At 66.8% G+C, this 13,109-nt stretch carries 13 protein-coding genes; 9 read left to right on the top strand and 4 right to left on the bottom strand.

Annotated elements, in window-relative coordinates; translation table 11 throughout:
- Window positions 1-20: 20 nt before the first annotated feature.
- Together ettA and ASC37_RS02020 are read right to left on the bottom strand one after the other, a co-directional pair.
- Window positions 21-1,685 carry an energy-dependent translational throttle protein EttA gene (gene ettA / locus ASC37_RS02025; protein ID WP_055422782.1) on the bottom strand — a complete coding sequence of 555 codons (1,665 nt, stop codon included), beginning with the start codon at window positions 1,683-1,685 and terminating at the stop codon, window positions 21-23.
- Window positions 1,686-1,707: 22 nt separating this feature from the next.
- Entirely contained in the window at window positions 1,708-4,356 is a 2,649-nt protein-coding gene (locus tag ASC37_RS02020; protein WP_082438348.1) for a glycosyltransferase, read from the bottom strand.
- Between the two features lie 176 nt (window positions 4,357-4,532).
- Here ASC37_RS02020 and ASC37_RS02015 point away from each other — a divergent pair, with 176 nt between their 5' ends.
- Window positions 4,533-4,937: a hypothetical protein gene (locus ASC37_RS02015; RefSeq protein WP_055422780.1), complete on the top strand. Its 405-nt coding sequence runs from the start codon at window positions 4,533-4,535 to the stop codon at window positions 4,935-4,937.
- On the opposite strand, the gene ASC37_RS02010 is transcribed toward ASC37_RS02015, so the two are convergent.
- Together ASC37_RS02010 and ASC37_RS02005 are read right to left on the bottom strand one after the other, a co-directional pair.
- On the bottom strand, window positions 4,858-6,417 hold the full coding sequence (locus ASC37_RS02010; RefSeq protein ID WP_072247889.1) for a glycoside hydrolase family 17 protein: 1,560 nt from the start codon (window positions 6,415-6,417) through the stop codon (window positions 4,858-4,860). The two genes, ASC37_RS02015 and ASC37_RS02010, sit on opposite strands and share 80 nt — an antisense overlap.
- A gap of 3 nt (window positions 6,418-6,420) precedes the next feature.
- Window positions 6,421-6,804: a glycine cleavage system protein H gene (locus ASC37_RS02005; protein ID WP_055422779.1), complete on the bottom strand. Its 384-nt coding sequence runs from the start codon at window positions 6,802-6,804 to the stop codon at window positions 6,421-6,423.
- Between the two features lie 167 nt (window positions 6,805-6,971).
- Here ASC37_RS02005 and ASC37_RS02000 point away from each other — a divergent pair, with 167 nt between their 5' ends.
- The 8 genes from ASC37_RS02000 to rluB are packed head-to-tail and all read left to right on the top strand — an operon-like array spanning window position 6,972 to window position 13,106.
- A complete protein-coding gene (locus ASC37_RS02000; RefSeq protein ID WP_055422778.1) occupies window positions 6,972-7,403 on the top strand; it encodes an FKBP-type peptidyl-prolyl cis-trans isomerase in 432 nt (143 codons plus the stop codon).
- A 31-nt stretch (window positions 7,404-7,434) separates the two neighbouring features.
- On the top strand, window positions 7,435-8,274 hold the full coding sequence (locus ASC37_RS01995) for a 3',5'-nucleoside bisphosphate phosphatase (RefSeq protein WP_055422777.1): 840 nt from the start codon (window positions 7,435-7,437) through the stop codon (window positions 8,272-8,274).
- Between the two features lie 9 nt (window positions 8,275-8,283).
- The gene (locus ASC37_RS01990; protein WP_055422776.1) at window positions 8,284-8,910 is read left to right on the top strand and encodes an L-threonylcarbamoyladenylate synthase; all 627 of its coding nucleotides are present in this window, start codon (window positions 8,284-8,286) and stop codon (window positions 8,908-8,910) included.
- Window positions 8,907-9,566, top strand: coding sequence for a site-2 protease family protein (locus ASC37_RS01985; protein WP_055422775.1), 660 nt, complete (start codon window positions 8,907-8,909; stop codon window positions 9,564-9,566). The genes ASC37_RS01990 and ASC37_RS01985 overlap by 4 nt, the downstream gene beginning before the upstream one ends.
- 28 nt (window positions 9,567-9,594) lie before the next feature.
- Window positions 9,595-10,797: a tryptophan--tRNA ligase gene (locus ASC37_RS01980; RefSeq protein WP_055422774.1), complete on the top strand. Its 1,203-nt coding sequence runs from the start codon at window positions 9,595-9,597 to the stop codon at window positions 10,795-10,797.
- 11 nt (window positions 10,798-10,808) lie between these two features.
- Window positions 10,809-11,636: a segregation and condensation protein A gene (locus ASC37_RS01975; protein ID WP_055422773.1), complete on the top strand. Its 828-nt coding sequence runs from the start codon at window positions 10,809-10,811 to the stop codon at window positions 11,634-11,636.
- The gene (scpB, locus tag ASC37_RS01970) at window positions 11,633-12,214 is read left to right on the top strand and encodes an SMC-Scp complex subunit ScpB (protein ID WP_055422772.1); all 582 of its coding nucleotides are present in this window, start codon (window positions 11,633-11,635) and stop codon (window positions 12,212-12,214) included. Before ASC37_RS01975 ends, scpB begins: the two co-directional genes overlap by 4 nt.
- Entirely contained in the window at window positions 12,189-13,106 is a 918-nt protein-coding gene (gene rluB / locus ASC37_RS01965) for a 23S rRNA pseudouridine(2605) synthase RluB (protein WP_408646099.1), read from the top strand. Before scpB ends, rluB begins: the two co-directional genes overlap by 26 nt.
- The last annotated feature ends 3 nt before the right edge of the window (window positions 13,107-13,109 follow it).

The raw sequence follows: 13,109 nt of genomic DNA, 5'->3' as shown, positions 1-13,109 counted from the left end.
CGATCGTAAAAAACGAAGACTCAGCGCGAAATCGGTTTGTAGCGCACGCGCCGCGGACGGGCGGCGTCTTCGCCGAGACGCTTTTTCTTGTCCTCTTCGTACTCGTGGAAGTTGCCTTCGAAGAAGGTCCACTGCGAGTCGCCCTCGGCCGCGAGGATGTGGGTGCAGATGCGGTCGAGGAACCAGCGGTCGTGGCTGATGACGAGCGCGCAGCCGGGGAATTCGAGCAGCGCTTCTTCTAGGGCGCGCAGCGTCTCCACGTCGAGGTCGTTGGAGGGTTCGTCGAGCAGCAGCACGTTTCCGCCCTGGATGAGCGTCTTGGCCAGATGCAGCCGCCCGCGCTCGCCGCCCGAGAGCTTGCCCACGGGTTTTTGCTGGTCCGCCCCCTTGAAGTTGAAGCGGCCGAGGTAGGCGCGGCTGGGCATCTCGAAGGCGCCGACCTTGAGGATGTCGAGCCCCCCGGAGACTTCCTCCCATACCGTCTTGTTGGGGTCTAGCCCTTCGCGGGACTGATCCACGGCGGCGATCTTCACCGTCGGACCGATCTCGATGGTGCCGGAATCGGGCTGTTCCTTGCCAAGGATCATGCGAAAGAGGGTGGATTTGCCCGCGCCGTTGGGGCCGATGATGCCCACGATCGCTCCCTTGGGCACAGAGAAGGAGAGATCGTCGATGAGGAGCCGATCCCCGAAGCCTTTGCTCACGTGGTGGAATTCGATCACCTTGTCGCCGAGCCGCTCGCCGGGTGGGATGAAGATCTCCTGCGTCTCGTTGCGGCGCTGGTATTCGATGGAGGAGAGTTCCTCGTAGCGCGCCAGACGCGCCTTGGATTTCGCCTGCCGCCCTTTGGGGTTCTGGCGCACCCATTCGAGTTCTTGCTTCATCGCCTTGAGGCGGGCGGCTTCCGCCTTGGCTTCCTGCTCGAGGCGCTTTTCTTTCTGTTCCAGCCACGAACTGTAGTTGCCTTTCCAGGGGATGCCCTCGCCGCGGTCGAGTTCGAGGATCCATTCGGCGGCGTTGTCGAGGAAGTAGCGATCGTGCGTGACGGCCACCACCGTGCCGGGGAAGCGCACGAGGTACTGCTCGAGCCACTCGACCGATTCTGCGTCGAGGTGGTTGGTGGGTTCGTCGAGCAGCAGCATGTCGGGCTTGGAGAGCAGGAGCTTGCACAGCGCCACGCGCCGTTTTTCGCCGCCGGAGAGGTTCGCGATCTTGGCGTCCCACGGCGGCAGGCGCAGCGCGTCGGCGGCGATCTCCATCTGGTTTTCGAGGTCGGTGCCGGCGCTGGCGAGGATGGCCTCGTATTTGGCCTGCTCTTCGGCGAGTTTCTCGAAGTCGGCGTCGGGCTCGGCATAGGCGGCGTAGATTTCCTCGAGCTTTCGCCGCGCCTCGACGAGCTCACCCAGCCCTTCTTCGACTTCCTCGCGCACGGTCTTTTCCGGGTCGAGCTGGGGTTCCTGCGGCAGGTAGCCGATGCGGATGCCGGGCTGCCATTGCACTTCGCCGTCGTATTCCTTGTCGACGCCGGCCATGATGCGCAGCACGGTGGATTTGCCCGCGCCGTTGAGGCCCAGCAGGCCGATCTTGGCCCCGGGGAAGAAGGAAAGGGAGATGTCCTTGATGATGTGGCGCTTCGGGGGGACGACCTTGTTCACCCGAAGCATGGACATGACATACTGAGCCATGACACTCCTACGAAATTACGGTTCAATGGGCCATTGTACCCGAAACGCCGGCGGGGGTTTCCGCAACACTCGGTACAGCCGGCTTGGCGGCCTGTTCCTCGGGCGGGGCGTTGTCGGGCAGATAGGCGATGATCTGGCACAGGACTGCGGCCAGGTAGGGAATCGCTTGCAGCATGAGGATGGAGAGCCAGAGCTTGACTTCCAGGTCGAGCAGTCCCCGCTTGGCCACGAGTACGGCCGCGCCGATTAGGATCGCCGCGAGCAGGCCGAGTTCCTCGCGGATGGGACCGAAGAAGGCGAAGGTTCCCTTGGCGCGCCAGCCTTTGGGAGTGCGCACGAAGGTGCCTTTCTTCTGGAAGAGCCCGGCGAAGACGCCGCGCGCGATGGTGTGCGCGAGTCCCACGGAGAGGATGGAAGCGCCTAGGATGTCGATCCAGCGCGTGTGCATGGTGCGGCGATAGAGGACGGGCCCGAGGGCGGTCTTGAAGGCCATGAATCCGAGCACGGGCATGGCGAGCGAGGCCACCGGCAGGGCAAAGGTCTTGGGAAAGTGGATCATGCCCAGCGTCCAGTAGATGGAGGCGAGCGCGAAGACGAGGTGCAGCGCGTCGCCAAACCAGGCGAACCAGCCGGTGAGGAAGTGGTAGCGCTGGGCGAAGTTCAGCTTCGAGGGCTGTAGCCCCAGGAGCTTGGGCAGGTGGGCCTTGAGGATCTGCATCGCACCGAACGCCCAGCGGAAGCGCTGCGACTTGATGGCGGCGAAGTCCGACGGCGTGAGCCCGCGACCGAAGATGTGATCGACATAGCGGGTTTCGTAGCCGAGCTCGATCAGGCGCAGGCCGAGTTCGGTATCCTCGCAGATGCACCATTCCGACCAGCCGCCGACTTCCTCCAGTGCCCGGCGGCGGATGAGCGTCATCGTGCCGTGCTGGATCAAGGCGTTGCGCTCGTTGCGGTGGTGCATGCCGATGCGGAAGAACCCTTCGAACTCCCAGTTGCACATGCGCTGGAAGAAGCTGTGCTCGAAGTCGCGGTGCGCCTGCGGGGCTTGCACCACGGCCACCTGGGGGCTGTCGAGGAAGTGCGGCACGAGGCGGGCGAGCCAGTCGGGTTCGACGACGTAGTCGGCATCGACCACGCCGACGATCTCGGCACGCGGATCCGTCTGCTTGAGGGCGAAATTGAGCGCCCCGGCCTTGAACCCGGGCCACTTCGGCAGGTGGAAGAAGCGAAACCGCGGCCCGAGCGTGGCGCAGTGCGCTTCCACCGGCTTCCATAGGGCTTCGTCAGTGGTGTTGTTGTCGACGACGATCACCTCGTAGTTGGCGTAATCGAGCCGGGCGAGCGAGTCGATGGTGGCGATCACCATCTCGGGCGGTTCGTTGTAGCAGGCGAGGTGAATGGAGACGAAAGGCTGCTGCTCGGGCGGCAGCGGCTCACGGGGGGTGAAGCGCCGGCGCCATTGCCGCTTGAAGAGCACCTCGCCGAACTCGAACCCGTGTGACAGCAGCACGGCGATGGTCATGAGGGTGGCGACGATGAGAAAGACGAGGCCGACGAGGTCGCCGCGCGAGAGGTAATAATCCTTGGGCAGATAGACGCCGACTACGAGCACGGCCGCGGAGAGCTGCACCAGCCCCATGAGCCACAGGCGCCCGAGCACGTTCCAACTGCCGAGGGCAAAGGCGATGAGGAACATGGGAACGGCCGCGATCGCCACCGCCAGGCGCGCCTTTTCTTTCCAGCGCACGTCGCGCACGATGAGGCCGTCGAGGGGGTACTTGAGATGGCGGTCGGCGTCGAACACGCCCCAGTAGGCGCCGGCCCAGCCTTCGACGGCCACTTTCCACGGCTGGTCGAACGCTTCCATGATGTAGTAGTCGAGGAAGGCGGAGCGCGGGTCGGCAAGGAAGCCGCGCACGAAGCGGGCGGCGTCTTCTGAGGCGGCACGCGCGTATTCGTCGCCGCCCATGAGGTTGGGCATCACCTCACCCCTGGTGGGCCAGCCGATCTCGCCAATCACGATGGGTTTTTTGGGGAACTTCTGCCGCAGCTCTTCGTAACGGCTGAAGGCGTATTCGAGCGCGCGGGCCGAGGAGATGCCTTCGTGGTAGGGCAGCAGGTGCACCATGAGGTAGTCGACGTGGTCGACCAGCTCGGGGTTGGCGAGCCAGACGTGCCAGGGCTCGGCGGTGGAGACCGGCGGACGTTGCCCCTTGCGGAACTGGCGGCGGATGTCGGCGCGCACGCGGTCGAGATGGGCGGCCATTTCCTGGACCGTCATTTCCTTGCGCAGCAGGGCTTCGTTGCCCACCACGATGCGTTCGATGTTCTTGTGTTTCTTGAGGAGAGCGAGCCCAGTGGCGATCTCGCGCTCGGAGAGTTCCTTGTCGGCCGACACCCACAGGCCCATGGCCACCTTGAAGCCTTTCTCTTCGGCCAGAGGATAGATGGCGGGGACGTCGGTGACGCCGTAGGTACGGATGCGGTGGGTGTAGTTGCTCAGGATGTCGAGGTCTTCGGCCACCTGCTCGGGCGTGGGGTATTTCTTCTCCAGGGGTGACTGGTCGCGACGGAAGGGGGTGTAGGCAAAGCCGCCGATCTCGCCCGAGACGCCGGGCATGGTGTCGACGCGCACCTGCCATTGCCACAGCTTGAAGGTGCCGAACATCACGAGCAGGGTGAGGAAGAGGGCGACGAGCCCCCGCCAGAAGAGATGGAGTTTTGCGCTCACTGCACCGGTCCGTCGTACGGGAGGATAACGGCGAATTTTACGGCTTCCCGTGCGGAATTGGCCGAGACGATGAGAAAATGTTTGTTTCCTGGCGAATGCGAAAGACGAACGGGATGACGAAGAAGAGCAGATGGCGTGCGCTGGCGCGCGGCTGGTTCGTGGGGGCGATCCTGCTGGGACTCGCCTGCCTGTGGGTGCGCTTCGGCTGGCTCGAGGCGCAGCTCGCACCGGCGGCCTGCGGCGGGACGTGGGTGCCCGGCGGGGGCTTTGCCTGCGCGGCCAAGTTCCTGCTGGTTCAGGCTTTTCTCGAGGAGCGCATCGGCTGGGTGGCGGTGCTGTGCGCGGCGCTCGCCCAGGTCTATGGGTCGCGGCGCTGGGCGGTGGCGGCGCTGTGGCTCGGCGTGGCGGCCACGGTCTTCTATGCCGCCACGCCGGGGGTCATCGCGGCGCTATGGGTCTTGCCGCGGCTGTGGTTCGATGCGCCGCGTGGATGGCGCGCGCAAACGTCATCGCTGTGAGGCCCCACAGCAGCGCCTGGCCGTTGCCCGGTTCTTCCAGCCAGCGGTAGAGGCCGAAGGCGAAGAGGATCCAGGCCCAGAGGCGCTCTTCGGCGGAGACGGGCCAGGCGCGGCGCCAGGCAAAGAGCGCGAGCGGCAGGTAGAGCGCGGTGGGGAAGTCGCGGTAGCGGCCGTCGACCACGAGCCAGACCGAGGCCACGGCGGCGCCAAAAAGCACGAGCCGCAGCGCGAGCGCGACGGACTTGGACGCGGTGGTTTTGGAGGGAAGACGCGGCGCCACGGCAAGCCGCGCGGCGACGAGGATCGAGGCGATCCCGATCGCCCCCAGTACCGCCCATTCCACGGCGTCGCGGTAGGCGAGCAGGGCGTGTTCCCACTGCCACATCGCGATGAGCCCCAGCACGGCGCCCGCGAGCGCATGCCATGCGTGCTCGCGTCCGCTCACAGCCCTTGGCGCGGCCAGGAGGAGCAGCAGCGCGGCACCCATGCCCGCCCAGGCGAGCACCGGCCAGAAGGATTCACGCTCGGCGATCGGCCCGGTGAGGGGGAATTTGGGCGCGAGCGACGTGTCGAGCATGCCCCAGTGACCGCCCACGGTGCCTTCGAGCCAGCGCTTCCAGGGCTGGTCGACCGCTTCGATGAAGTTGTACTGCCAGCCGCGGCGCTCCGCCAGTGCCAGGAACTCGCGCACGTAGCGCGCCTGGTTGACGCGCGAAGGAATCGCCCCTTCGCGCTGGCGCCCGGCGCTGGGCCAGCCGGTCTCGCCGATCACCACCGGCTTGGTGAGCAGGGTGCGGGCGAGCATCCTGATGCGCACGAGATGATCGATCGCCGCTTCGATCGGCTGCGGCCGGTCTTCCCAGTAAGGAAGGATGTGGATGGTGGCGCGGTCGACGTGCGGTTCGAGCGCAGCGCGATGACGCAACCAGAATTCCCAGACGTCGGCGTAGGTCACCGGTACGCGGCTGCGCGCATGGGCTTCTTCCAGCCATCGCCCCATCGCCTCCGGGCTTTGCTCGCGGCGCAGCAGCACCTCGTTGCCGACGATGAGCATCGTGACGACGTCGGTGTTGGCGTTGGCTACGTCCAGTGCGCGCTCGAGCTCGCGGCGGTTCTTCTCGTCGTCGCGCCCGATCCAGGCCCCGAGGAGCACGGTGAGCCCGAGTTCGCGCGCCACTTCGGGAACCTGATCCAGCCCCTGGTCGACCGAGTAGGTGCGCACGCAGCGCGTCACGGCGGCGAGGGCGCGCAGATCGGTGGCGATCTCTTCCCGGGTGAGACGCAGGTCTTCCTTGAACGGGGTGTAGCCGTCGCGGTAGTAAGGGGCGTAGGAGACGCACTGCATGCGCGGGTCGGCGAGCGGCGAGGAGGGAAGTTCCACGGGACGGCTCTCGCGCCAGTACCAGCCGAGCATCGCCAGGAGCACGAGCGCCGTCAGAACGAAGAGCAGCCTCGAGGGGGCAGAGGAAGGGGCAGGCATGCTTCAGGCGCAGAGGAGTTCGTCGTAGGAGCGCGCATCCAGCAGCGCCGGCATGGAGGCGCCGTCGTCGGGCAGCAGTTGCACGAGCCAGACTTCGTAGGGGGCTTCGTTGAGCCGCTCGGGCCGCTCGCGGGCTTCTTCATTCACCGCGACCACGGTGGCGGGAAAGGGGCAGAGGATCTCGGAGGCGACCTTGACCGATTCGACCACCGCGAGCACGTCGCCGGCTTCCAGGTGCTGACCGGGCTCGGGCAGTTGTACGTAGACGATGTCGCCGAGCTCGCGCTGGGCGTGATCGGTGATGCCCAGCGTGAAAGCGCCGCCGTCTTCGCGGCGCAGCCATTGGTGCGTGGGCAGGTAGAATCGGTCGTGGGGCGTGGGATTCATCGCAGGCTCCGTGGCAGACGGCAGGGGCGCCAAATTAGCATCAAGCGCCGAAACGGGCAAGGGAATTTTTCCGTGGACGTCTAGCCAAAGCGGGAGAAACCGAGTAAGGTGACGGGCGCGCCGGTCTGTGCCGACGTGTACCATTTCGACAGCGGAAAGGAAAGATCATGAATCAGGCAGCAAAAGCGGGCGATACCGTCCAGGTCCATTACACCGGCAAGCTCGACGACGGCTCGGTGTTCGACAGCTCCGCCGGGCGCGACCCGCTCGAATTCACCGTCGGCGCAGGGCAGGTGATTCCCGGCTTCGAACAGGCCGTGGAAGGCATGGCCGTGGGGCAGACGAAGACCGTTACCATTCCCTCGGCCGAGGCCTACGGCGAGCGCGTGGCCGAGGCGGTGCTGCAGGTGCCGCGCGAGCAGCTGCCGCCGGATCTCGAACCGGAAGTGGGGCAGCAGCTGGTGATGCAGTCGCGCGACGGTCGGCAGATCCCCATCGTCGTCGTGGAGGTGACCGAGGATTCGATCACCATCGACGCGAACCATCCACTTGCCGGGCGCGACCTCACTTTCGAGATCGAGCTCGTTTCCGTTCACTGAACGAAAGGCTCCGGGCGAAGGGCAGGGCGTGATGAAAGTCGATCTGCATTGCCATTCGCTCGTCTCGGACGGGGTGCTCGACCCGGCCGAGGTGGTGCGTCGCGCTGCCGCGAACGGCGTGGCGCTGCTTTCCCTCACCGATCACGACGAGACCGCCGGCTGCGCTGCGGCCGAGGCAGAGGCGCGCGCGTGGGGGATCTCGTTCGTGCCGGGGGTGGAGATCTCGGTGTCGTTCGCCGACGAGACGATCCATGTGGTCGGCCTGGGCGTCGACCCCGATGATGCCGCCCTGAGCGAAGGCTTGCAGCGGGTGCGCTCGGGGCGCGACGCGCGGGCCCGGCGTATCGCCGAGGAGCTCGAGCGCCACGGCATCCACGGGGCCTGGGAAGGCGCCATGCGCTTGGCGAAGAATCCAGCCCTGGTGAGCCGCGCGCATTTCGCCCGCCATATCGTCTCGCTCGGCTTGATGCGCTCGGTCTCGGAGGTGTTCCAATACTATCTCGCCAAGGGCAAACCCGGCTACGTCGCGCACGAGTGGGCCGTGCTCGAAGAGGCGATTTCCTGGATTCGCGGCGCAGGCGGCGTGGCGGTGCTGGCGCATCCGGCGCGCTATCGTCTCTCGGCGGCGCAGTTCGAAGAGCTGCTGCGGCGCTTCGATGAGGCGGGGGGCGCGGCCGTCGAAGTGAGCTCTGGTTCCCACGGGCCCGACGACATGCGCCGCTGGGCGCACGTTGCGCGTCACTGGGGCTTTGCCGCCTCGATAGGCTCCGACTTCCATGCCCCGGCCGAATCGCCGGTCGACCTGGGGGCAGCGCATCCCTTGCCGCCCGACCTCACGCCGGTGTGGCAGCTGCTCGAATGCGCGCTATAATGTTTGATTATGGCGCAAATCCTCTCCATTCATCCGGTCGATCCGCAAAAACGTCTCGTCGACCTCGTCGCCCGCCAATTGCGGGAAGGCGCGGTCGTGGCCATGCCCACCGATTCGAGCTACGCCCTCACCTGCCATCTCGGTGACGTCGAGGCGATCCGCCGCATCCGCCGCATCCGCGACATGGACGAGTCACAGCCTTTCACGCTGCTGTGCCGCGACCTCTCCGAGTTGGGCAACTACGCCCGCGTGGATAACCGCGTCTTTCGCCTGCTGAAGGCCAACACCCCCGGCCCCTACGTCTTCATCCTCGAAGGCACGCACGATCTGCCCCGACGCATCCTGCATCCCAAGCGGCGCACCATTGGGCTTCGCGTGCCGCAGCACCGCGTGGTGCAGGCGATTCTGGAAGCGCTGGGCGAACCGCTGCTGAGCACGAGCCTCATCCTGCCGGGCGAGGAAGAACCCCTGCCCGATGCCGAGACCGTGTCCGAGCGTATCGGCAAGCTCATCGACGTGATCGTCGACACCGGCGAGACCTGCCGCGAGCTCACCACCGTGGTCGATCTCACGGGCGAGACGCCGCGCATCGTGCGTGTCGGGGCGGGCGACCCCACGCCGTTTCTCGTCGAATGAACGCCTTCCTTGCCGATCTCGCCGTGTGGGCCCTGCCGGCACTGCTGGCCATCACCTTGCACGAGGCGGCGCACGGCTACGTCGCGCGCGCCTTCGGCGATCCCACCGCCGAGCGTGCCGGGCGCATCTCGCTCAACCCCCTGCGCCATGTCGACCCCGTGGGTACCCTCCTCGTGCCGGCCGGCATCCTCCTGCTGTCGCTACTCACCGGCGCCGGGGCGCTGCTCTTCGGCTGGGCGAAGCCGGTGCCGATCGACCCCTCGCGCCTGCGCCATCCCAAGCGCGACATGTTCTGGGTGGCAGGCGCCGGGCCAGGCATCAACCTGGCGATGGCGCTCGGCTGGGCGCTCTTGTTCAAGCTCGCGCTCACTTTTCTGCCGCCTTTCTGGGCGGTGCCGCTCGCGCGCATGGCCGACGCCGGCATTTCGGTCAACGTCGCGCTCATGGTGCTGAACCTGCTGCCGCTGCCGCCGCTCGACGGCGGCCGCATGCTGGTGAGCCTGCTGCCGCCGCGTCCGGCCTGGGCCCTGTCGCAGGTGGAACCCTACGGCATCGCCATCTTGCTCGTGGCCATGCTGAGCGGCGCGGCTTCCTCGATCCTGTGGCCGATGTTCGTCGCGGTGCGCAGCACCATCCTCGCGACGATCGGCTTTTAGCTCCTCGAACCGGAAAAGGCGAAGAACCATGTATGCTGAAAGGGTACTTTCGGGAATGCGTCCCACCGGGCGCCTGCATCTGGGGCATTACCACGGCGTGCTGAAGAACTGGGCCCGTCTGCAATACGAATATCCCTGCCTCTTCTTCGTGGCCGACTGGCACGCGCTCACCACCACCTACGACAAGCCCGAGGTGATCTCGCAGGCCACCTGGGAGATGCTCATCGACTGGCTGGCGGCGGGCATCGACCCGAACCAGGCCACGCTCTTCATCCAGTCGCGGGTGCTCGAGCACGCCGAGCTGCATCTGCTGCTGTCCATGATCACGCCGCTGGGGTGGCTCGAACGGGTGCCGACCTACAAGGACCAGCTCGAAAAACTTTCGCACAAGGACCTCACCACCTACGGCTTTCTCGGCTACCCGCTGCTGCAGGCGGCCGACATCCTCATCTACCGCGCCAACCTCGTGCCGGTGGGCGAGGACCAGATCCCGCACGTGGAATTCACGCGCGAGGTGGCGCGCCGCTTCAACCATTTCTACGGCCGCGAGCCCAATTTCGAGGAAAACGCCAAAGAGGCGGTGAAGAAGCTCGGCAGCAAGCGCGCCCGGCTCTACCTCGAATTGCGCACCCGTTTCCAGCAGGAGGGCGACGACGAGGCGCTGGCGCAGGCCCGCGCCCTCATCGACGAAGCCCAGAGCCTGTCGCTGGGCGACCGGGAGCGGCTCTACGGCTATCTCGAGGGCTATAGCAAGCACATTCTGGTGGAGCCCCAGGTGCTGCTCACCGAGGCCTCCCGCATGCCCGGTCTCGACGGTCAGAAGATGTCGAAGAGCTACGGCAACACCATCTACCTGCGCGAAGACCCCGAATCGATCACGCGCAAGGTGCGCACCATGCAGACCGATCCGGCCCGGGTACGCCGCACCGACCCCGGCGATCCGGAACGCTGCCCAGTATGGCAGTTCCACAAGATCTACACCGATGCAGAGGTCCACCAGTGGGTGCAGGAGGGCTGCCGCAGCGCCAAGATCGGTTGCCTGGAATGCAAGCAGCCCGTGCTCGAAGCCATCCTCAAGGAACAGGAGGCGATGCGCGAGCGGGCGCAGCCCTACGTGGAGAACCCCAGTCTCGTGCGCAACGTGGTCGCCGACGGTTGCGAGCAGGCGCGCAAGCTCGCCCAGGCGACCATGCGCGACGTGCGCGAAGCGATGGGCCTGGAGTACACGTGAGCGGAGATGGAATGCTGGCCACTGAGGCGCCGATCGCGCGCGTCTATGGCGAGCCGCTCACCGCCGTGCCGGAGGATCTCTTCATTCCGCCGGAGGCGCTGCGCGTCTTCCTCGAGACCTTCGAGGGGCCGTTCGACCTCTTGTGGTATCTCATCCAGAAGAACCGGCTCGACGTGCGCGACATCCCGGTGGCGCGGCTCACCGAGCAGTATCTCGCCTACGTGGAGGCGATGCGCCGATTCGACCTCGATCTGGCGGCGGACTATCTGCTGATGGCGGCCATGCTGCTGGAGATCAAATCGCGCTCGCTGCTGCCGCGCGCCCCTTCGGTGCTGCCGGAAGACGGGGAAAGCGATCCGCGGGCCGAGCTCATGCGCCGCCTGCTGGAATACGAGCGCATCAAACGCGCGGCGCGCGTCTTGGGCGAGCATCCGCGGGCGGGACGGGATTTTCTCTGGGCCGGGCCGATCGAGTGGGGTCACACGCCGCAGCGGCCCCAGCCGGAGGCGAGCCTGGATCGGCTCCTCGAGGCGTGGACGGGCATCCTGCAGCGCCTGCGGCTCGAGCGCCGGCATGAAGTCGCCGCCGAGGCCGTTTCGGTGCGCGAAGCCATGAGCCGGGTGCTGCGCCGGCTGCGCCACGCCGCCGGGGCGCTCGCCTTCGCCACCCTGATCGAACCGGAGCAGGGGCGATTGGGCGTGGCCGTCACCTTCGTGGCCGTGCTGGAACTGTGCAAGGAAAGCGCCTTGCACCTGGAGCAGCGCGAGCCGTTCGGCACGCTGTGGGTGCGTCCGGTCGAAGCCGAGCCGCACACCGAACCTTTGGCGGCCGGGTCATGACGAGCGGGCAATTTTCGACCAAGCGCATCGTGGAGGCGGCGCTGCTGGCAAGCGACGAGCCCCTGACGCTGGACGCGCTGCGCCGGCTCTTCGAGCCCGATCCGGGGGCGGACATCCTCGCCTCCGTGCTCGCCGAATTGCAGCAGGAGTGGAGCGGGAAAGCGGTGGAGCTGGTGTGCACGGCGGGAGGCTGGCGTTTTCGCACGCGGGCCGAGATCCAGCCCTGGCTCGACCGGCTGCGGACCCAACGCGCGCCCGCCTACAGCCGGGCGGTGTGGGAGACGCTGGCCGTCATCGCCTACCGTCAGCCGGTCACGCGCGGCGACATCGAAGCGATCCGCGGCGTGACGGTCTCGACGCAGGTGCTGCGCACACTGGAGGGACGGGGCTGGATCGAAATCGTGGGGCATCGCGACGGCCCCGGACGCCCCGCGCTCTATGCCACCACGCAACGCTTTCTCGACGATTTGGGCTTACGCCACGTCAGGGAACTGCCTCCGCTCGCCGAGCTCGAAGCGATGCTCGAACCCCTGCAGGAAGCGCACGACAAGGATGAAGATGAAAACCAAGGAAGTTGAAACGCCCCGCGCTGCGCCGCGGCGCACCCGTGCGCGCAAGGACGCTCCGGCGCCGGCCGCCTCTACCGAGGCGCCGCGCGAGCGGGTGCAGAAGGTACTCGCGCGCATGGGACTTGCCTCGCGCCGCACCATCGAGGAGTGGATCGTGCAGGGGCGGGTGGCGATCAACGATCGGCCAGCGCAGCTCGGCGACCGGGTAGGGCCGGGGGACCGGATCAAGGTCGACGGTAAGCTCCTCGCCTGGCGGCCGGGGCACGGCGTGCCGCGCGTGCTGCTCTATCACAAGCCCGAAGGGGAAATCGTCTCGCGCGAAGACCCGCAAGGACGCCCCTCGGTGTTCGATCGCTTGCCGGCACTGCGCAAAGGGCGCTGGATCGCGGTGGGACGGCTCGACTTCAACACCTCGGGGCTGCTGATTTTCACCGACGACGGGGAGCTTGCCAACCGCTTGATGCACCCGCGCTACGAGCTGGAGCGGGAATACGCCGTGCGCCTCATCGGCGAGCTCACGCCGCAGCAGATCGAGGAACTCACCGGTGGCATCACCCTGGAAGACGGCCCGGCGCGTTTCGAGTCCCTCGTCGATGCGGGAGGCGAAGGGGCGAATCACTGGTATCGCGTCACGATCAAGGAGGGGCGCAACCGCGAGGTGCGGCGCATGTTCGAGGCGCTGGGGCTCACCGTGAGCCGGCTCATCCGCGTGCGTTACGGTCCCGTGGCGCTGCCGCCGCGGCTCCGGCGCGGCATGTGGATGGAGCTGCCGCCGGAGACGGTGGTGCAGACTTTCGGGCTGACGCCGCCGGCGAAGGCAAGCGTTCCTGCCGCAAACGGCAAAGCCCCGCGTCCGCGCGCCACGCCGCGCCCTTCCCCCACTCATCGTCCGAAGAGGTGATTT

This window comes from Tepidiphilus thermophilus (assembly GCF_001418245.1).
Classification (GTDB): Bacteria; Pseudomonadota; Gammaproteobacteria; order Burkholderiales; family Rhodocyclaceae; genus Tepidiphilus; species Tepidiphilus succinatimandens.
The sequence above is the reverse complement of the archived record's forward strand: the minus strand, read 5'-3'. Positions and strand labels throughout refer to the sequence as shown.